The organism is Bacillus sp. S2(2024), from assembly GCF_050474045.1.
In the GTDB taxonomy this organism is placed as follows: domain Bacteria; phylum Bacillota; class Bacilli; order Bacillales; family Bacillaceae_G; genus Bacillus_A; species Bacillus_A yunxiaonensis.
In genome coordinates, this window is record NZ_JBFLUS010000003.1 from 584,431 (window position 1) to 604,691 (window position 20,261).

The window sequence follows — 20,261 nt, forward strand, 5'->3', positions numbered from 1 at the left end:
GACCATGTGTAGAAGCGATCAGTACGAGGCGTGTTGATTAACGAAAAATAGGGGGATGTTTATCACATTTTTTGGATGGTTCACAAATTTAAATCATTTGTTTGTTCAGCTATGCATGAACAGTAAAATCCTCACCTCAACATTTAGTGAAAGTTGAGATGAGGGTAGGGCAGTTCAATGAATGATGAGGTTGCGTTCAATCAAATAATTTCTTCTTCTAATTTATCGGGAGTAATAATGAAACAGCCGTTTTCATCAATATCAATTAATCTTTTTTTTTTTAATTGAGTAATTGTACGACTAATCGTTTCCCTCGATGTTCCAATCATATTGGCGAGTTCTCGATTTGTAAATTGAGTCGTTAATGTATATTTCCCATTTACTTGTATACCATTTGATTTACATAAACGAAGTAATAACTTAATAATTTGTTCATACGTATTATGAAGAATTTGCTCTTCTAATCTGTCTTGAAGATCCACAATTTTTTCTCCAAGAACCTTAAATAATTTTATACATAATTCAGGATACTGAATCAAAATTTTCTCAAAATCAGCGATTGGAGTAACAATTAATTGCGCAGACTCAAGTATTTCGGCATGTGCTGGGAAGATGCCTTTTCGAAAGAAACCAGCATGGGGAAACATTTCTCCAGCCTGAAGCACAGAAACAATTTGTTCTTTACCAGTTACATCCGTTTTTTGAATTTTCACCTTACCTGAGTGGATAAAAAACACGCGGTCAAGTATGTCACCCTGCATAAATACAAATGATTTTGCTTTATAAGTTCGCATTTGTGAAATATCGACAATAGGCTGAAGTTCTTCTTCTGAAAGTTCTTTAAAGAGGGAGACTTCCTGTAAATGCTGTTTGATCATGTCTTCTTTCATATGTACAACTCCTTAATAATTTCAGGCATATTCTTTTTATAATAAATTTATATCAAGCCGTTCAATGAAGCTGTGATAGAAGTCATATTTGTGATAGAAAATGTGAACATTTTTTACAAAACGAAAAAGTGCGGTAAATATCATAAGGTAGTATAGCGTTAATTTGCGCTGTTATTCGCGGGTAGTAATACGTGGATAAAATTATAAATGAATAGTTAACTCTCGGTAGGGGATGAAGAAAGCTCCGCTGATTAAAGTTTCACTTCATATAGGCATTCATGCGTGATGTATCTCACAACATGAATAATACGTTCTGTAGCAAAATTACCTATTACTCTCACATTCAAGTTTTCATGTTGCTTTTAAATAAAGTTACGGTGTTTATAAAAAAGACGCGATGTTTTGCCCCTTTGAATCTGTTTATCTAAAGGGGGTGTTTTTATAGTGAAAAGAAGATCCGAACTGAAAGGCGGATTAAGGAACTGTTGAGTAGCAATAAAGTTACTCTACTAAAGGGCCAGATTGTGGAAGACGATGATAATATTTTGTTTGAATATGAAGTATTACACTTAAACTAATGGTGCAGGTTAATTGAAGAAGAATGGATTCCAGAAGATCGTTATTAGGGTCGATTTTTTTCTTTGTCACTGTTTCAGATAAAAGAGCCACTATTTGAAGCACGTTGGAACCCTATTTATATTGATAATATTTTATGAATTGGAAAACAATAGTGCTTACTTAGGAAAGGAAGGATTGCGAATGTCTGTGAAAAAGTGGTTAACTGGATTGGTCGTTTTGCTTGCAATGATTTTGGTTGTGACAACTCCGGGCTCACTCAGTGTATTTGCCGAATCCGGGGTCGTAACACAGCCTATTGAGTCAGCAAAAGTGATTGAGGTCGAGTTGAACGATGATTACTTTAATCCGAATGTCATCACTATTCCGATTGGAAGAACGACAACGTTGATATTGAAAAACCAGGGTAAGAAAGAGCACACCTTCACAGTGGAAAAGCTCAGAATTGACGCCGTAGTCCAGCCGGGAAAAGAAACAACCATTACCGTGAAACCTCAAGATCCCGGTACATATGAACTGATATGTCGGTACCATTTCCAGAAAGGAATGGATGGAAAAGTAATAGTCAAATAACAAGCAGGGCTAATAGGGCCTTGCTTGTTTAATAAGCGGCTACCAAATAAAAAAGTTGTTTGTTTTTTTGCGAAGGGAACTTAAAAGGAGGGGATAGCCCCCCTTTTTTAAGTTATCCCTACAACTACCAAGTTAAGAGTTCACCTTTTTTCTTATTTAAGCCTGTGTAATTGCACGTGGAAATAGAATATTATTTTCTAAATGAATATGCTGGAATAAATCAGATTCAAGGGCCTCAAGTCGTTGATAGACAAGACGATACGTACCGCAAGCGCCTGCTGGAGGAGTAAAGTCATTCGTAATCTCACGAAGTTCTTTTATAATATTGCCAGCTTGGATATGTTCATTTTCTAATTCATCCACTACTTTGCGTAATTTTGTGTAATTTTCATCGCTTGGATTTTGCTCGAATGCTAAAATTAATGGGAAATCTTCTGTTTCTTCTTTAATTAAATGTTGCTCTAATTCAGTTTTTAATTCATGAAATAACTTGTGAATTTGGGCTAAATGAGGTTGCCCTGCTCCGTGAACGCGTAACACTTTTGTTACGTATGGACTTAATAGCGGTAACTCTTCGTTTAAATAGTGATGATGCTTATTTACAACATAGTCAATCAATTCGCTATAAGAGGCTGTTTTCCAATCAATTTCAGACTCATTTAATCGTTTTGTTTCATGATAAAGAGTATTTAACTTTGTTAACACCTCTTCTGCTGATAAATTTCTTTCGTTAATCGCATCGATAAGCGGTCTATTCCCACCACAACAAAAATCGATTCTATATGATTTAAAAAAATCACTAGCCTTTGGAAATTTTGTAACGATCTCACCAATAACAGAAGTCTCAGTAAATGTATGTTCCATATGAATGCCTCCATAAAGTTCAAATTTAGTATCTGGATTAAGAATAGCAATAATTTTGAACCCATGTGGTGATATATATCACTTGTCATGTGTTAAGTTCATCACCGTTTTTTTTTATAAATGATACAATCATTTTCATTTACTAAAGTATTTTTTTATTTGTGTTTGCAAAATGTGATTCAAGTCCTCTTTTTATCTTAGGAAAATTTTTATCATACATCTGTTGTTAAGAGATAACGAGCAGGAGGAATTAAAAAATATGAATAGAGAAATGAAGCTAACTTCTATTTTCATGGATTAAAATTCTCTTAACAGCCCCTTACAAACCCCTACCAAGCTCCTTGCAAGTAATAAATCATTACAAAAACAAAATAAAAAACAACTACTACAAGAATCATTTCAAAAGAAATAACATCATAGTAATTAAAAAAATTTAAAATCAATTACCAAATTTTTTCTCTCATTCTTATATCTATGAAAGAAGCGGCAATTTCACATTTGCCATTAAAGGTGGGAGGAATACATATGGCAGTATACCGAAATGTACAGGTGAATTTTTGGCAGGATGATTTTGTGTTGGACTTAACGCCGGAAGAGCGATACTTTTACATATACTTGCTGACATGTTCTAAAACGACGCAATGCGGTATTTATCCATTGCCGAAGCGTTTGGCGGAGATGGAAACAGGCTACAACAGAGAGACTGTTGATAAATTGGTTCAGCGGTTTATCGATTATGGAAAGATATTATATGATGCAAAAACGAAGGAGTTATTTATCCTGAACTGGTTGCGCTATAACCCGGTTACGAGCACGAACGTCGAGAAATGTGTATTGCGTGAGTTAAAGACTGTGAAAAGCAAAAAGTTTGTGCATATGTTTCTTCAAAAATGTTTGGAGGAAGAGCTAAGCATTCCGCTATTGCTGGAGCATTTCGGTGAAGAGCCCCAGGATGAAGGTATCGAAAGCTGTGAAATAGATGAAAAGATAGAAGAAATAGATTCCGACCGCAATGTATTCATGTTCTATGAACAAAACTTTGGCAGCTTGTCACCGTATACGGCAGAGGAACTACAAGCGTGGATTGATGATCTATCAGAGGAGCTCGTTTTGAAAGCACTCCAGTTTGCCCATGAAAACAACAAACGGGCGCTGGCTTACGTGAAGGGCATTTTACGAGATTGGCACGGAAAGGGATATACGAAACTTAGTGAAGTAGAGGAAGCGGCAGTGAAGTTTCGGAAGAAGGAATCGTCTGCTATTCATGAGACTGAGAAGTTTCTAGAGGAGTGTGAAGAGTGGGAGAAAAACGTACCATCTGAAGAAGAACTGCAGAAGTTCTTGCAGGAGAAGGGGTGGCGTCCATGAGCATTCAAAACGTCGAGGCTGAACAGACGGTATTAGGGTCTTTGCTGCTTGATGGTGAATTGATTAAGGAGTGCCGACTGACGGAGCAGCACTTCTCTATGCCTGTGCATCAGGCGATATTCAAGTTAATACGGCAAATAGAGGAAGACGGACAGCCGCTTGATCTTGTTACGCTTGTTTCGAAAATGGATCCTTCTTTTTTGGAACAAATTGGCGGGATTGAATACTTTGTCAATATTATCGAGAGTGTTCCGAATACTGCTAATTTCTCTTATTATGAGGGGCTTGTTCGGAGCGCATGGAAAATGCATCATGCGGGAATCATGGCGCAAAACATGAGTGCACGTCTTCTTGCGGAGAAGGATGAGAAAGTAATTGGAGAGACGATTACGGCACTCTGTGAACTGGAAGAGGTCGATTATACACTCGATTTTGATCTGAAGGATACTTTAGTTGGCTTGTATGAAGAGTTCCATCAGGACGCAGAAGAACTTACAGGCATTGAGACTGGATTTTCCTCTTTAAACAAGATGACGTGCGGCTTGCAGGATGGTGAGTTTGTTGTGATTGGCGCACGGCCGTCTATGGGAAAAACGGCGTTTGCCTTAAACATTGCTCTTCATGCGGCAAAATCGGGTGCGGCAGTTGGGTTGTTTTCTTTGGAGATGAGCGACAAGCAACTGCTAAAACGGATGGTTTCCTGCACCGGAGAAGTATCAGGGAAAAGGTTAAAAAATCCAAAGCATCGTTTTACGATCGAAGACTGGGAGAAAACAAGCCGGGCATTTGCGGAAATTGGCGATCTGCCGCTTGAGATTTATGATAAGGCAGGCGTCACAACGCAGGAGATTTGGGTGCAAGTGCGAAAGCTGAAACGAAAGCATCCAAATCAAAAACTGCTCGTTATTATTGATTATTTGCAGCTCATTACAGGTGATTCAAAACACAGGGGAAATAGGTTTCAAGAAATGAGTGAAATCTCCCGCAAGCTGAAGCTGATGGCCCGCGATCTGAATGTGTGCGTCGTAGCGCTGTCGCAACTATCCCGTGCGGTGGAGTCGCGCCAAGATAAACGTCCGCTCTTATCTGACTTACGGGAAACAGGACAGATTGAGCAAGATGCAGATGTGATTATGCTCATGTACCGGGATGATTATTATGATCAGGAGACAGAGAACAAGGATGTTACAGAAATTCATGTGGCAAAGCATCGGAACGGACCTATTGGGGTTGTGAAGCTGCGGTTTTTGAAGGAGTATGGGCGGTTTGTGGAGGGGAATAGGTGAGGAGATTCTTTAGAAACAATTCTAGTTTATCAGAGATTAATCAAAATGCTATTTAATCACATTTTGATCAGTGTTTTTACATATGGCGGTTTTGTTTCTAAGTTAATTTCTGCATTTTATATAATTTACAAATCATATAAAGTAAAGGAAACCAGTCTTAGGATCTATTAAAAAGTAATAATTATTATGATGGATAAAAAGAGAGGAGAGGGGTTGTAAATGACTGTAGTGAAGAATGGAATATTGCAAGTGCATGAAGCGAGTATCTACTATGAAGTACGTGGAAAGGGACCTGTACTTCTTTTCAGTCATGGAGGAGGTGGTGATGCTGATAAGTTTCTGAAGGTTGCAAACCACCTTGCTGACCGGTATACAGTTGTTACCTATGACCGCCGCGGCCATTCCCGTAGCGATCTCGCCAATCGAACTGAGGATTATTGCGTAGAAACACACAGCGATGATGCTCACCGCCTAATAGCCGAACTGACTGATGAACCGGTGTACGTGTTCGGAAGCAGCTCTGGTGCTGTCATCGGAATTGATCTATGCATACATCATCCAGAACAGATTAAGTTACTGATACCACACGAACCAATCTTACTGCAATTTTTATTTGGAAATGAGTTAAAACAAGCTGAGCAATTCATGGAAGATCTTAAGAAAAATCATCGAAGTGAGGTCATTAAATTATTGTCAAATTTGGAAATGGACGCTATGGAGCCTGGACAATCGAAGGATATACTAGCAGAGCGTCTTCTTGGAAATTCAACGTATTTCGTTAAGCATGAAATCCCAGGAATTCTTAACTATTCGCTAGAAATCGAAGGATTGAAGTGCGCATTAAAGTCTTCATCGATGCAGATACTTCCAGCTGCAGGGAGTGCATCACGAGATTTTTTTGCTTACCACTGCACAGTCGCATTAACGGAACAACTAGGAACAGAAGTTGTGGAGTTTCCTGGACATCATGTGGGCTATAACACAATGCATTATAAAGAGTTTGCGGAGAAGTTACACAACACTTTAGTAAATCATTAGAAGAGGGGACAATTATCAACTTCCAGATTAAACTATTAACTATCGGATACTCTTTATTCAATTCAAGCCGCATTCTCCTATTGAGAATACGGCCTAAAAACAGATATCTTCTTAGTATAGTTTCATTAAAATAAACCCTTATAAATTTAAATATTATTGAATAGGAGAACGACAAGTTCCTACTTTTATACCTAAAGAATTGTAGTGATTTTTTATGTTTATAATTGTTTGATGACGTGTAACTTCATCAATCAAATGATTTATTTTTCGAAGATCAACGGGCCTATTCATTAATAAGTCGTTAAAAGTTTGCTTAATTTCTTTTGGATAAACATTTCCTACCATACTGGAAAGACCGTTACAACCATCAATCATCTTTGCTGTGAAGTTTACGTCTCCACCAGCAAACATAATGAAATCATCCGGTAAATTTGTGTTACTATGACGTTTGACATCGCTCTCTTCTTTAAGTCCTACAAGATTAAAATGTTTTTGACCAACAAGGGTCTTAAATGATTCAGCATCTAAGTCAAATCCTGTTCGGAAAGGATTATTATAAAGTACAACGTTTTTCGTTGTATGTTCTAGCAACTCATTTATATAGAGAATTGCTTGCTGTTGTGTCGGTTGGATATAAGGTGGGAATTGAATTAAAATCGAATCAAAAACAGAATTTTCAATCTTATTAATGAGCTTTAATGCATCTCTTGTTCTTGTAGCCGATACACCAAACATGAGTTCAACATGATTAAAATTTTGCTTGTTAAAATAATCAATGATTTCCATCCGTTCTTCAATGCTCATGGAATTTTGCTCACCTGTAGTGCCAGATACAAGTAATGACTCTATTCCGTTATCTGTTAAATATTCAACAATAGAATTAAAGCCTTCTAGATATAAACTTTCATCATCATGAAAGGGAGTAGGAATAGCAACATTTAAATTTTTCATCAATGATATCCTCCAGTATTCATATACATTCCAAAAATTAAATTGGAGATAAGGGTAAATATTCATATCGTTTACACAATATCCAAAAAGTATAATTAGAACAAAATTTTATATGTTAGGTTATATTTGAATTTATTTTTACTTATTTTTATCTTGCTTTACTATATGTCGAGGCAGGGTACCCACTGGCTCTTCTAAAAACCATGTTCCCATTGAAGTAAGAACTGGTACATCCTGAAAAGTGAAGAAAATGGCATCCTCTGTTTCTGAAGTGTTGCAATGTTCATGGGAGGACCAAGGAGGAGCTAGGAATAAATCACCCTTTTCCCATTCAATCTTCTCACCATCTACAATACTAAATCCTTTGCCCTGAAATACGAAATTGAGGGCTACATTCGTATGGCGGTGGGGCTTATTGTGCTCACCAGGTTTGAAAATTTGTACGACCACATTCATTGTTGATGAAGTTCCATACGCATCTCCTGTATCTTTATGAATGAGTGATAGTGTTCCACGTCCAGCTTCAAGAAAGTCCTCCGATACTGATTCCTTAAGTAAAGGATAAATGTCTTTCCATTTCCAAGAACATGCTCTGATTGCAGGCTTCCTGCTTTTTTTCAAAAACTCACTGTAGTTAATAATATCTGTTGTCTGATTACTCACTTTGTTTTCCTCCTCAAATTTTTAATCTAACTTATTCCTACTAAAACTTAAAAATTGAAAGGTTGCCCGCTCATTAAATAAAGGAATTTAGCAAGCGGGGCTTTGATTTAATTAAAAGTTTAAAATAGTTTAATTGATAGTACAATTCAATTATTTATATAATAATGATAGGTATAGCCTATGATATAATCCCTATACATATAGATTGTTAGGTTATATATAGATAAATCTTCTCACGATTTTAACTATTATCATTTAGATTGGAGGCCTTGAAATGGAATTAAGGCAGCTTGAATATTTTTATGCAGTATGCCAAGAACTTCACTTTACAAGAGCTGCAGAAAAGGTTGGTATTTCTCAACCTTCTTTAAGCCAACAAATTCGGTTGTTAGAACATGAACTTGGAACACCTTTATTTGATCGAATTGGTAAAAAGACGGCTCTTACAGAGTCAGGAAAACTACTTTTAAAGTATACTAGCAATATTTTTTACGAATTAGAACAAGCAAAAACTTCAATAAATGAATTGAATGGGCTTGAAAGAGGAACGATTTCTATCGGGACATTGTTAACAGTTGAAAATTATCTAATTCCACCGGTCTTACTTCATTTTCATCGTCTATACCCTGGCATTAAGATAACTGTACTTGGGTTACGTACAGGGGACATTCAAAAACACTTGTTAGAAAATAAGTTGGATTTAGGAATTGTTTTTTTGCCTATGAAAGGAGATGAATTAGAACAAATTTCTTTATATACAGAGGAAATGGCATTTGCAGTACCTATTGGACATCCGTTAGAGAAACAAGACAGGTTAGGATTAGAAGTATTGCAAACAACATCTTCTATTCTACTTCCAGAAAACTATTTTATAAGACAACTTATTAATAAAGGTTGTAAGGAATTAGGTTTCATCCCCGAACCAGTCTTTGAAATTACGACGATGGAATCTTTAATTAATATGGTTATTGAAGGAGTAGGGATAACGATATTACCTAAACCATACTTAGAGTATCTTAACAATCCTAATATAAAAATTATTCCAATTTCGAATTCTAATCTTACTCGGGAAATAGGAGTTGTCTATAGAAAAGATAAATATCTATGTGCTGCTACACATATTTTTATTAATCAGCTAAAGGATGCATCGCTTACACTATAGGACTCATGAAAATAGGTAATACACTCTCTTACGTGACCACATGCCCATCAACTTAAGAACTCATAATACCCAAAAATCGAAATCTTATTTCACTACTTCATAAGCAATTTGTGGATTTGAAATAAAATTTGATCAAAGTGATATGAATATTCTTTAAATGTTACCCAAAAAGAAAGAGCCTGTTTGAAAAAAATGAATCAGAACAGGCTCTTTCTTTTATCTAAATTCAACTGATGCTGGGAAATATCATCTTAAGTTTATCGCCACTCAACAATCTCATCGAGACTTTGTCTTGTTTTTGGACGTTTGGGATCTTCTTGTCGATATCCGAAGGCGACCATACAGGATACACCGAAATCGTTGCCGTTAATGATACCCTCATCTTGTAAAATAGCGGTCACCTGTTTTTTATCAAAACCTTCGATTGGACAGGAATCAATACCGATTTGAGCCGCCGCTGTCATCATGTTTCCCAATGCTATATATGTTTGTTTGCTTGCCCATTCAAAAATGAGACGATCATTATCTTCGAGTGCTGTTTCGACAAAGGATTTATAGAAACCGGAAAGATGCTGCACAACGTCTTCAGGCATATGATGAATGTCTTTCATCATTTTCATCACGTAAGCCGAATCATGCCTCAAGTCTTGTCTGGCCAATATAACTACAAAATGGCTGGCAGTAGGCAGTTGTCCTTGGGCACCGCCAGATACAGGCTTTAATTTTTCACGAAGCGTTGCATCCTGGATCACGACAAACTTCCAAGGTTCGAGGCCAACTGAACTTGGCGACAATCTTCCCGTCTCTAAAATAAAGTGAAAATCTTCATCCGAAATCTTTTTGTTGATATCAAATACCTTGCAAGCATGTCTGAACTGGTAAGCTTTTAAAATTTCCTGTTTTTTACTCTCCGCTTTTAACATGTGAAATCAACCTTTCTTTCTGCTTTTTGGTGAACAGATTTTTCGGAAAATCAACGGATCTGTATGTACACGGTTTGTTAACAGATCTGCTGATAGCATAACCTATTTTTGGGAAAAATTGCATTAAAAACCTTTTCTGTTGACTAGCTTCTTATACGAAACCGTCCTCGTTAGTTGATAAAGAAGGTAACTTTTTTATGGGGTTCCGTCCCATCGTTATCAAGTTAAGAAATCCATTCTTCCTCAAAATAAAAAAATGAACTACATTTCTATGGACAACTAGGAAAGGATGAAATTTTCGTTTTGGGGATACTTCAAAATCTTAGGTTGACGGGCATGTGGCGGGATCCCAAGAATACTACGTTCAAATCTAAGGTAAAGGTGAGATCAAAGATAATAAACGTGTCTATACTTTATCTACTTATGATAAAGATGGAGACGAAAAGAAAACAGATATAGCAGACACTTACATACAAAGTTTTAATTAGTAGCATACCGCTAGAAGAAAAAAACGTATACGTAGTGGACCTGTTGAAACAAAAAGAATTATGAAAAAATGAATATCGTGAAGGAAATGCTTTTGATGAAATTTTAAGGTTGATTTATATAAATTATGTTTTGCTTTTGAAAATAAGAAAATGGACGAAAAACTAGGAGGAATTTTTCATGACGGATTGGTTTCAATTAGATAAAGAATACATTATGTCTACGTATTGTCGTACGAATATTGCGATGGAAAGAGGCGAAGGTTGTAAACTGTATGATGTGAACGGTAAAGAATATTTAGATCTATTTTCCGGTGTAGGTGTGAATTTATTAGGCTACAATCACCCTAACATTGTGCAAACTACATTAGAACAAGTTACGAAATGCTTGCATCTTCCATTCCATTTTTTAAATCCAGTGGCGATTGAATACGCAAAGAAATTAGTTGATTATACTTTGCAAAATGGTAAGGTCTTCTACACAAACTCAGGTACTGAAGCGACAGAAGCAACACTGAAATTAATTGACAAATATAGATCTATAACAAACGAAGAACGTGAAGGAGTAGTTGTACTGAAAGGTAGTTTCCACGGGCGTACATTAGGAGCTCTTCACTTTACAAGACAAGAAAGTATATATCAAAATTTCCCGAAAACATCTATTCCTGTATATGAAGTGGAACGAGAAAATTTAGAAGAACTAGAAAGAACGATTATTAATGAGAATCCCATTGCAATTATGTTAGAGCCTGTACTAGGAAGTGGCGGGATATTTCCTTTATCAAGTGAATACTTAGAAGGGGTTCAGCTTTTATGTAAAAAATATAGTGTAATTCTAATTTTTGATGAAATACAAAGTGGTATGGGCAGAACAGGAAAATTATTTGCATATCAAAACTTCAATATTACACCAGACATTATTCAATTTGGTAAAGGGGCAGGAGGCGGGATACCGCTAGGAGGAATCATTGTAGGTGAAAAGTTATGTGATGTATTTTCACCAGGAGATCATGGAACAACATTTGCTCATTCATCAATGGGAACGGCTTTAGGATTAACGGTATTAAAAACATTAATTGATGATGGTTTAATGCAGGAAGCTTATGAAACGTCACTATATTTAAATGACAAACTTCAAGAAATTCAGAAGGAGAATTCTTATTTTATTAAAGAGGTACGTCACTCTGGGATGATGTTTGGAATTAGTTTGAATGATACGAATGAAAACGTAAAGAAATTGCAGTTAGAGTTATTGAATAGAGGAATGTTAGTCGATGTCACCCAAGGGAATATCATCCGCTTACTTCCACCGTATATTATTACGAAAGAAGAGATTGATACATTTGTTAATGAGTTTATTTCTTGTATTCATAGTTTAGCAGCTGTAGCAAGTATTTGATTTCAATGTATAATATTTCTACTACAAGGGGTAGTGACAGGTGTGCTGTCATAGACTGAAAAGTATAACTCAATAAAAGTATAAAAAGCGCACCGTACACTTTTGAAAAAAGGTTTATGGTAATCATTTTGGCAATTATTTTTGGTAATATTGTATGCCATTGATACCAACTACCTCAAAATGATAAAACTGAGCAATTCGGGCAAAAAGCTTGCTTTGGGGTAATAAATCGTAAAAGGTTATTCCATCACTTCTTCAAAGCGTAACTACAACAAGGACAAGCCAGTTTTGGCTTGTCCTTGTTCCATGCTGCCCGGCGAATGCAAGCGGCACTCACACAAAGCCGCTATTCGTTCTAGATCTATCACCCCTGCCACAATGCAGGCTTTGTTACCATTAAGCATAAGCGAACTTTATCATATAAAAAAAATTATCCTATATAGCAAGTTTCTACTTAATAGGGATAATAAACTTTCATACAATGTTGATACGATCATGAGCATCTGAATTGAAGAAAGTTGTATCTTACTAGATGTGTATACTTAGCTATTCTTTTCCGTTGCGGATATTGTATTTTTTTAACCGGCGTATTAGTGAGGTTTGGGTAATTCCAAGAACCTTTGCAGTTCTACGTGTAGTCTTATTTTCCTGAATGGCCTGTTCAATAATCTTTCTTTCCATGTTAAGGATATTATACCAAAACAAGAACATACGTTTCTATCATTTTGCTTGAACATAAAATATTTTTTTCGATTCACCTCACCACCTTCACATATGTTTAGAGGTGGGAGTCCTCTCGAAAGATATGATAGATTAAACCGTTTTCGTAAACAGTCCGTACCATACATTCTTGTTTTATTACATATGCTTTCCAAGAACTACTCTTATTTTCTGTATAAAAATTGAATAACTATTATTTAGTCTAATACTTTATTTTAAGACCATTCATTGTCTATTTATGACATATACTAGTGAGTGTTAAAGGATAAAAGAAACATGCATTAGTAATAACACTGTTCAGTCTAAAACATGTTTTAAATTGAACAGTAATGTGTCTCTGATTTGGTTTGTTTTTTCGGTAAACGATTTAACCAAATTAACATACGCTTTTATGAGTAAGGCGCTAGTTCATAATTAACTCTATTTTTGATATTTTTTTAAAAATAAAAAATTATATCAAAATTTATTTTTAATAATGTTGTATTTTTCTTAAAGAAAGCACTTCTACCATACTTTGACTATTAATAGAAGGGATGAGGTTTATGTTAAGCCATTTAACAACGGAGTGTCGTAATGAGAAGACTACGCATTTAGATCAAATGAAAACACTTGAGATATTAGAGGTGATGAACGAAGAAGATATAAAAGTTGCTCATTGTGTTAGACAAGAACTTTCTCAAATTGCAAAAGCGGTAGAAATGATTGTTATAGCAATGAAAAACAACGGTCGATTAATTTATATGGGTGCCGGCACAAGCGGACGTATCGGTTTATTAGATTCCGTGGAATGTCCGCCAACATTTAATACTGAACCTAGTGATGTAATTGGGCTAATTGCAGGCGGCGAAACTGCTTTTATGAAAGCGGTTGAAGGAGCCGAAGACAGTTTGAAATTAGGACCTGAAGATTTGAAGAAAATTCAACTAACAGCGAAAGATGTTGTAGTAGGGATTGCTGCGAGCGGCCGAACACCTTATGTTATCGCAGGTTTGAAGTATGCGAATCAAGTTGGGGCAGGAACAGTATCATTAAGCTGCAATAAAGGTTCAGAAATAGGAAAAGTTGCAAAGGTTGCGATTGAAGTGGTAACGGGTCCTGAAGTACTGACTGGTTCTACTAGATTAAAAGCGGGTACTGCTCAAAAGTTAGTATGTAATATGCTTTCTACAGCTTCGATGGTTGGAATCGGAAAAGTTTATAGTAATTTAATGGTTGATTTACAATTAACAAATGAAAAGCTAGTTGAACGTGGAAAGCGAATTATTATGGATGCCACTGACTGTAGTTATGAAGTTGCAGAAGAATATTTAGAGAAGGCACATTCTCAGCCTAAAGTTGCGATTATTATGATTTTAACGAATGCTTCATATGAAGAAGCAACAAATCGGTTGAAAAAAGCGCAGGGATTTGTGAGAAATACTATTTAAAGCTTTTATTTATCCCGCATTAACGGGCAGTAATACTCCCACCTCAAAATTCGATGAAAGCAAAGAAGTTAGGTGGGAGATAAACTGCCCGTAAAAGCCCGATTGGTTCAACTAATAATCAGTGGGGGATGAAGAAAACCCCCACTGATTAAAGTTTCACTTTATCCCGCTATTCTCGGGCAGTAAGCTCCCCACTGATGGGAGTTTCACTTTATGAACGGGGAGGAAGCTACATGAGTTATATGATCGGCGTAGACGGTGGAGGCACGAAAACGGAAGCGGTGGCTTATGATTTAAATGGAAAAAAAATAAGTGAAGGCAAAGCGGGTTACGGAAACTTACTTCTAAATGAAAAACAGGCCATTATTAACATTATTGCTGCAATTGAACAATGCTTAGTTTCTTTAAAAAGTGAAGAATGCCGATATATATACCTAGGGTTAGCTGGGTATGGAGGTGTTAAAAATAAAAAAGGTATAAAAGATGCTCTTTATGAGAAGTTTCATATTCCGTTTACGATTGTAAATGATGGAAGGATTGCACATGCTGCTTTATTAAAAGGAAAAGATGGTATTTTAACAATTTCAGGAACAGGTTCTGTTAGTATTGGCGTTCATAAAGGTATTGAAAAATTGGCAGGCGGCTGGGGACATATCCTTGGAGATGAAGGAAGTGGCTATTGGATTGCTATGCAGGCTTTTATGAACATGACGAAAGAAGAAGACGAAGGTCTCGTTTATAGTGAACTGACCAATGTAATACTCTCGAAACTCGGATATAGCAATGCACTAGAGACTAAAAAATTTATATATGCTGCATCAAAGGATGAAATTGCTGCATTTGTTCCAATTATTGCAGAGTTTGCTGAAGCTGGCGATCAATTTTCACAGAACATTCTTCGGCAAGCCGGTTATCATCTTGCAAAGATTACGCTCGATGTTTATAAAAAATTAAACTTCGAGGATCGGATTACAGTAGCAATAAAAGGGAGCGTATTAACGAATATATCGATAGTACAAGATTCTTTTGTCGCTCATCTAAAAGAAAAACAACCGGATATAACTCTGATTTTAGATGATGTATCTTCGACATTAGGGTGTTATTATTTATCTCTGAAGTATATAAATTGATTATCCATTCTTATGCAGATAACAGAGCTGAATAGTTAGGTTAAACATAAAGGGATATTGGAATTAAGAACGAAATGTCTAAATGAGAAACGATAGTATCGGCTCTTCGATAATATTTTTCAAGAGGTGATTGATTTGAAGTTGTTACAAATAAGAATTTTGGTTAAAGATTTTAAGAAAAGTGCCATGTTTTACAGAGATTTATTGGAATTTCCAGTAAGTTGGTACGAGGAAGACATGGAATATGCACTTTTCAATAACGGGGAAACGAAAATTGAGCTTGTATCTCGAAAAATGATGGCCGAATTGGTCGGGGAAGGAGATAAGCCTTTAGAAGCTGAGGCTCAGTCAAAATTCTTACTTCAATTTGAAGTTGAAGATGTCGATAACACTTATAATCGTTTAAGAGAAAAAGGAATTAAATTTGTTAATGAACCGCATGAACGTAAGGAATGGCGAGCGTGCGTTGCACATTTTCGTGATCCCGACGATAACTTAATTGAAATATATAAAATGCTGTAATCTAATTGCTGAAAATAGGAATAGGTTAAGGGGTACCCCTTTATCACTCTCGAAATGAAAAATACGCTATTCTTTTCTGTAGATTCATAGGAAAGGATGGCGTATTTTGTTGGATATTAAAAAGGCCGATTCATCCACTTTTAGGTTAATCAGCCTTTTTATATGTAATGGGCTTAACGTATCCACTCTTCAAGAATGAGTAATGTTTTATTTGTCGCATCCATCTCTACTTTCATACCAATTGGAACGGTTAACATCGGGTGAGTGTGGCAGCAATCGAATTCCGCAATAAAGGGTATGTTAATACCATCTAAAACTTCTAATAGAATCTCATATGGTTTTTTACTCGTACCATTATCATCAAATTGTTCATGTTTCCCAAGGATTAAGCCAGAAATTTTATTAAAAACCCCATTGACTTTTAGTAATGAAAAACTTCTTTCAATCGTAGCAGCATCTTTTGACGTATCTTCGATAAAAAGGATATCTCCTTCTTTTATTTCTGGCATGTATTCGCTGCCCCAAATACCACTTAATGTGTTTAAATTTCCTCCGATTAATCTACCTGTTGCTTTTCCGCTATTTACACAGACCCAATCATTTTTTCTAAGTTGTTTTTCCTTCGTTTTTTCTTCCCAATTGATGAATTCATCCGTCCAATAAGGGGGTTTTTTAACATGATATGGTAATGTTTGTTTCTCTTCTAACATGTCACTAAAATATTCGTATGTATAGTTAACAAATGGCTCAAATTCACCGAATGAAGGGATTAATGCCGGTCCATAAAATGTATGTATTCCAGTTTTTGCGTATATCCCAAGTAATATTGCGGTAACATCAGAATAACCTATCATTATTTTCGGGTTTTTCATAAATGCCTCATAATCAATATAAGGCAATATTGAATTAGAATTCATTCCACCAATGGTCGACATGATACACTTGATGTTCGGATTTCGTATTAACTCATTGAGTTCTTCAGCCCGTTCTTTAATGCTTCCAGACCGATAGTGATCATGTTTTCCAGTTAAATTTCCTTCTATTATATGAAACCTCTTGTTCTCCAAAAATTTTTTTGCTCGATCAAATCTTTTAGGTGCTGTATAAGTTGCTGGTGATGAAGGAGAATAAATCCCAATTAAATCCCCTTTTTGTAACTTGCTAAGTTTCATTGTTTTCTTTCTCCCTTGAAAGGCGTTTATAATAAATTGCAAGATTAATGTAAATAATCTTGCAATTTATTATACCTTAATTTAATACGACTATATCTCAAACAGAGAAAAAAAGCTCCACTGATGGAAGTTTTGTATGATTAGTGAATGTTCCTAGTGCACTACCTCTAAAGATATATAAAATTTTAATACTTTTGGTGGATTTCATATTGTTTTTACATTGATATAGTTAATATTCAAGAAGATAGAGTAGGGGAGAAACCATATGATTAAAGGATTGTATGAAGCGCACTTACCAGTTAGTAATTTACAAAATTCAATTGCATTTTACCGGGAATTAGGACTGAAACTTGCTTGGTGTGATGAAAACACTGCTTTCTTTTGGATTGAAGAAGGGAAAAGTTGGTTGGGTTTATGGGAAGGAAATGAGTATGAGACTCGATACCATCCTTCCTTACGACATATTGCTTTTCGAGTTTCATATGAAGATTTAAAAGAATCTTTAAAGTGGCTAGATTCTATTCAAGTTGAAGCCGTTCCATTTGGTAATAGAAAATCTATTGAGCCATTTATTCGCCCACATCAAGGGAATGCTTCAGTATACTTCAATGACCCAGATGGTAACAGTTTAGAATTGATGTGTTATGTTGAAGTTCCTAATGAATTAAAACATATTACAGATAAGTTGTCCTTCGTAGATTGGGAGGAACTAGTTAACAGTACATTTAAATGAGAGATTATGAGATAAGCTTGTTTTACTAAACGGGGTCACGTCACTAGTTCAAGAAAAGTGTACCTTTCAGCAAGCTGCAAAAGGGTACACTTTTGTGTGCAGTATTTTTCTTTTCTTAACTGATAATGCGTACGCCTGTTATACGGTAGTTTGTTTATACTTTGCGAATAAATTATTTAATTGAGTGTTATCTGCGATTTAAAAGAGTTTGAATGAACGCAAAGTGAGATAATATCTTAAAGTTTGATTAATAGTCTTTCTTATCCAATGACTTGTGTGAGCCGTCACAGTTAGGCTGCTTTTTAGATAGCCCACAAGTACAATCGTTTAGTCCTTTTCCATCGAGAATTTTCTGGATATATTTTTCAATCCGTGACTCTCGAGTTTTGGATTGTTTGGCTTGAGAAAAATAAAGAATGTATGCTCTTTGCCGTCCCGGTGTCAATGATTCAAAAGCAGTTTTAAAAGTAGGCATTTCATCGAATTTATTTTGAAGTTCTTCAGGAATTATAAATTCTTTATGTTCTTTCTTCTTCACTTTTAAACCGGCTTTTTCAACTTCAATGGCTTCATAAATATAAGCTTTCAAGATGGCTTCCATTTCAACTATTTCTTGAACATTGGTGAACCGAATCTGGCGCCCCGCCTGTACATTCTCCGTTGGTTGGATTAGAATCCCATGAGTATCCTGTAACAAGGCACCTTTGTGAAACGAAAGCGCACAATATTCTTTAAATCCATGTATTAAAACTATGTTTTTTTTCTCAAACGTGTAACAAGGATGCATCCATTTAAAATCTTCGGTTAGCTCACAGTCAAGAACGATATTTCTCAACTTCTCGTATTCTTCCTTCCACTTTTTGGCCGCATTTAAAAATTCATCAACCTTAGGATTCATACTACTATTTGTCATCAAGGAACACTCCTTTGTAATTTTACAATTAGCTGACAGTCAAGAATGATCATTCTCAATTTTCCCGATTCTATCTGTCACTTTTTGGCTGCATTTAAAAATCTATCAATCTTAAATCATTTTACATCTTAACATATATATCTAATTTAGTGCCTGAAAAAAGTACCCGAAACGGACGTTTAAGGTACTTTATTAATTTATAATGAAACTGACAGAAATACGTTCAAAAAAAGGAAGGTTTAATTAATGAAAGAAAAATTATTAGTAAAATATATCGTACATTTTTAAAAATTTCTTATTGAGACAAATGTTTGTAATCTAATATTTCTACTTTGAAATCGTGTTTGCAACCCATTTTAGGGCTGTCACAGGATGGATACACTCTTACTTTCACTAAGTCCTTCGCATAGCCAAATGGTTTGTTATCGGAAGGAACTTGGATTCTTACAGCAACATCATAAGAATGATTGCTATTATAATTGATGCCGACTATTCTTTCCCAATGCCAACCAAAACCAGAAGATTCTTTTCCTCCATATTCTTTTATTACCCTTTTATCAATGGCTGGAAACACAATATCTGAAACGATATTCTCTGTTGTTACATACCAATCTTCCCATTTTGAAACCTTTTCTGCCATAACTGTTTGGAAAGGAGTAATAACAGATAATAAAAATCCAAATAAGATAAAATAATGTTTAACCAATAAGTTCACCTCTTATTTACATTTCCTAATATTGTTCCCAGCTTATTATTCTTTATCAAATCCCGTTAGCTAAATACTGTCCATTCAATTCGTACTGCATTTATATGCTAATTCCAAAGCTAAAGCGAAAGAAACATTGATATAATAATACAAAAGGAGGTACCAAATCATTTGCGATTTTCACCTCCAATTGTATTTTTTATAAATAAGGAAATAATAGAAGCAAATAACTGTAAATATAGGAGGCCTTATTTATGAAACCCGATTTTTTACAAACCGTACATAAAGCCATTGGTAATATTGAACATATCCACATTGAAGAAAGTGGATCAGACAGTTTACTCATTCATCATGATGATGTACAAAAATTAGAACAAGTTGCCGAGACATTAGAAAATCAAAAATTCCATTCTACAATTAGAAACAATGGGAATACATCTTTTATTGAAGTGATAAACAGATGAAAAAAGTTCGGTTATATGCTGAACTTTTCCTATTTTTAAATCGAAACTCTGAATTCTTTCATTTATGAAGGGGTTGCAAATTGGGTGCAAGCCGATGGAGTTGTAACGCTGAAGTATTCTGCTGTCCCGGATATTGAAGTGAAACTAAACGAACATCGAAACGGGAAAATCATGTGTGCAATTGCAATGATTGAAAATGTAAACAATGAGACGTTTAAAGTACAGCGGTTAGTTGAATATTTCGATGGACATAAAGAAATGGATCGTGCATATGGTTGAGGAATGAATTGGGTAGC

Annotated in this window: 20 protein-coding genes and 1 pseudogene; 12 read left to right on the top strand and 9 right to left on the bottom strand. The window is 35.5% G+C overall.

Going from position 1 to position 20,261, the window contains the following annotated elements:
• Window positions 1-200: 200 nt before the first annotated feature.
• Entirely contained in the window at window positions 201-890 is a 690-nt protein-coding gene (locus AB1284_RS03055; RefSeq protein WP_429751777.1) for a Crp/Fnr family transcriptional regulator, read from the bottom strand.
• Window positions 891-1,649: 759 nt separating this feature from the next.
• Here AB1284_RS03055 and AB1284_RS03060 point away from each other — a divergent pair.
• Window positions 1,650-2,039, top strand: coding sequence for a cupredoxin domain-containing protein (locus AB1284_RS03060; RefSeq protein ID WP_429751776.1), 390 nt, complete (start codon window positions 1,650-1,652; stop codon window positions 2,037-2,039).
• Between the two features lie 156 nt (window positions 2,040-2,195).
• Here AB1284_RS03060 and ric read toward each other — a convergent pair whose 3' ends face one another.
• Complete coding sequence (gene ric / locus AB1284_RS03065) at window positions 2,196-2,903, bottom strand: iron-sulfur cluster repair di-iron protein (RefSeq protein ID WP_429751775.1); 708 nt, start codon at window positions 2,901-2,903, stop codon at window positions 2,196-2,198.
• Between the two features lie 525 nt (window positions 2,904-3,428).
• Here ric and AB1284_RS03070 point away from each other — a divergent pair.
• From AB1284_RS03070 to AB1284_RS03080, 3 genes are all read left to right on the top strand, one after another.
• A complete protein-coding gene (locus AB1284_RS03070; RefSeq protein ID WP_429751773.1) occupies window positions 3,429-4,271 on the top strand; it encodes a DnaD domain-containing protein in 843 nt (280 codons plus the stop codon).
• Entirely contained in the window at window positions 4,268-5,557 is a 1,290-nt protein-coding gene (gene dnaB, locus AB1284_RS03075) for a replicative DNA helicase (protein WP_429751772.1), read from the top strand. Before AB1284_RS03070 ends, dnaB begins: the two co-directional genes overlap by 4 nt.
• Before the next feature lie 219 nt (window positions 5,558-5,776).
• Entirely contained in the window at window positions 5,777-6,595 is an 819-nt protein-coding gene (locus AB1284_RS03080) for an alpha/beta fold hydrolase (protein WP_429751770.1), read from the top strand.
• A 153-nt stretch (window positions 6,596-6,748) separates the two neighbouring features.
• On the opposite strand, the gene AB1284_RS03085 is transcribed toward AB1284_RS03080, so the two are convergent.
• Both AB1284_RS03085 and AB1284_RS03090 read right to left on the bottom strand, forming a co-directional pair.
• Window positions 6,749-7,546 (bottom strand): dihydrodipicolinate synthase family protein, encoded by a 798-nt coding sequence (locus AB1284_RS03085; protein ID WP_429751768.1) that lies wholly within the window; start codon window positions 7,544-7,546, stop codon window positions 6,749-6,751.
• Window positions 7,547-7,684: 138 nt separating this feature from the next.
• Window positions 7,685-8,209 (bottom strand): cupin domain-containing protein, encoded by a 525-nt coding sequence (locus AB1284_RS03090; protein ID WP_429751766.1) that lies wholly within the window; start codon window positions 8,207-8,209, stop codon window positions 7,685-7,687.
• A 274-nt stretch (window positions 8,210-8,483) separates the two neighbouring features.
• Here AB1284_RS03090 and AB1284_RS03095 point away from each other — a divergent pair, with 274 nt between their 5' ends.
• Window positions 8,484-9,371 carry a LysR family transcriptional regulator gene (locus AB1284_RS03095; protein ID WP_429751764.1) on the top strand — a complete coding sequence of 296 codons (888 nt, stop codon included), beginning with the start codon at window positions 8,484-8,486 and terminating at the stop codon, window positions 9,369-9,371.
• 257 nt (window positions 9,372-9,628) lie between these two features.
• Here AB1284_RS03095 and AB1284_RS03100 read toward each other — a convergent pair whose 3' ends face one another.
• On the bottom strand, window positions 9,629-10,294 hold the full coding sequence (locus AB1284_RS03100; RefSeq protein WP_429751762.1) for an NAD(P)H-dependent oxidoreductase: 666 nt from the start codon (window positions 10,292-10,294) through the stop codon (window positions 9,629-9,631).
• 666 nt (window positions 10,295-10,960) lie between these two features.
• Between AB1284_RS03100 and AB1284_RS03105 the strand changes: the two genes are divergently transcribed.
• Window positions 10,961-12,178 (top strand): aspartate aminotransferase family protein, encoded by a 1,218-nt coding sequence (locus AB1284_RS03105; protein ID WP_429751760.1) that lies wholly within the window; start codon window positions 10,961-10,963, stop codon window positions 12,176-12,178.
• 546 nt (window positions 12,179-12,724) lie between these two features.
• Here AB1284_RS03105 and AB1284_RS03110 read toward each other — a convergent pair.
• A complete protein-coding gene (locus tag AB1284_RS03110) occupies window positions 12,725-12,889 on the bottom strand; it encodes a helix-turn-helix domain-containing protein (protein ID WP_429761848.1) in 165 nt (54 codons plus the stop codon).
• A gap of 551 nt (window positions 12,890-13,440) precedes the next feature.
• Between AB1284_RS03110 and murQ the strand changes: the two genes are divergently transcribed.
• The 3 genes from murQ (at window position 13,441) to AB1284_RS03125 (ending at window position 15,977) form a co-directional block, all read left to right on the top strand.
• A complete protein-coding gene (gene murQ / locus AB1284_RS03115; RefSeq protein WP_429751756.1) occupies window positions 13,441-14,325 on the top strand; it encodes an N-acetylmuramic acid 6-phosphate etherase in 885 nt (294 codons plus the stop codon).
• Window positions 14,326-14,558: 233 nt separating this feature from the next.
• The gene (locus AB1284_RS03120; protein WP_429751754.1) at window positions 14,559-15,455 is read left to right on the top strand and encodes a BadF/BadG/BcrA/BcrD ATPase family protein; all 897 of its coding nucleotides are present in this window, start codon (window positions 14,559-14,561) and stop codon (window positions 15,453-15,455) included.
• 135 nt (window positions 15,456-15,590) lie between these two features.
• Window positions 15,591-15,977 (top strand): VOC family protein, encoded by a 387-nt coding sequence (locus tag AB1284_RS03125; protein WP_429751752.1) that lies wholly within the window; start codon window positions 15,591-15,593, stop codon window positions 15,975-15,977.
• 173 nt (window positions 15,978-16,150) lie between these two features.
• Here AB1284_RS03125 and AB1284_RS03130 read toward each other — a convergent pair whose 3' ends face one another.
• Window positions 16,151-17,149: a S66 family peptidase gene (locus AB1284_RS03130; protein ID WP_429751750.1), complete on the bottom strand. Its 999-nt coding sequence runs from the start codon at window positions 17,147-17,149 to the stop codon at window positions 16,151-16,153.
• A 265-nt stretch (window positions 17,150-17,414) separates the two neighbouring features.
• Between AB1284_RS03130 and AB1284_RS03135 the strand changes: the two genes are divergently transcribed.
• Window positions 17,415-17,882, top strand: coding sequence for a VOC family protein (locus AB1284_RS03135; protein ID WP_429751748.1), 468 nt, complete (start codon window positions 17,415-17,417; stop codon window positions 17,880-17,882).
• A 247-nt stretch (window positions 17,883-18,129) separates the two neighbouring features.
• Here AB1284_RS03135 and AB1284_RS03140 read toward each other — a convergent pair whose 3' ends face one another.
• Together AB1284_RS03140 and AB1284_RS03145 are read right to left on the bottom strand one after the other, a co-directional pair.
• Complete coding sequence (locus AB1284_RS03140) at window positions 18,130-18,795, bottom strand: YdeI/OmpD-associated family protein (protein WP_429751747.1); 666 nt, start codon at window positions 18,793-18,795, stop codon at window positions 18,130-18,132.
• 295 nt (window positions 18,796-19,090) lie between these two features.
• Window positions 19,091-19,510, bottom strand: coding sequence for a hypothetical protein (locus AB1284_RS03145; protein WP_429751745.1), 420 nt, complete (start codon window positions 19,508-19,510; stop codon window positions 19,091-19,093).
• A 245-nt stretch (window positions 19,511-19,755) separates the two neighbouring features.
• On the opposite strand from AB1284_RS03145, the gene AB1284_RS03150 reads away from it, so the two are divergent.
• Together AB1284_RS03150 and AB1284_RS03155 are read left to right on the top strand one after the other, a co-directional pair.
• Window positions 19,756-19,965: a hypothetical protein gene (locus tag AB1284_RS03150; RefSeq protein WP_429751744.1), complete on the top strand. Its 210-nt coding sequence runs from the start codon at window positions 19,756-19,758 to the stop codon at window positions 19,963-19,965.
• Between the two features lie 54 nt (window positions 19,966-20,019).
• Window positions 20,020-20,244, top strand: a pseudogene (locus tag AB1284_RS03155) (Tellurium resistance); the annotation flags it as partial.
• Between the last annotated feature and the right edge of the window lie 17 nt (window positions 20,245-20,261).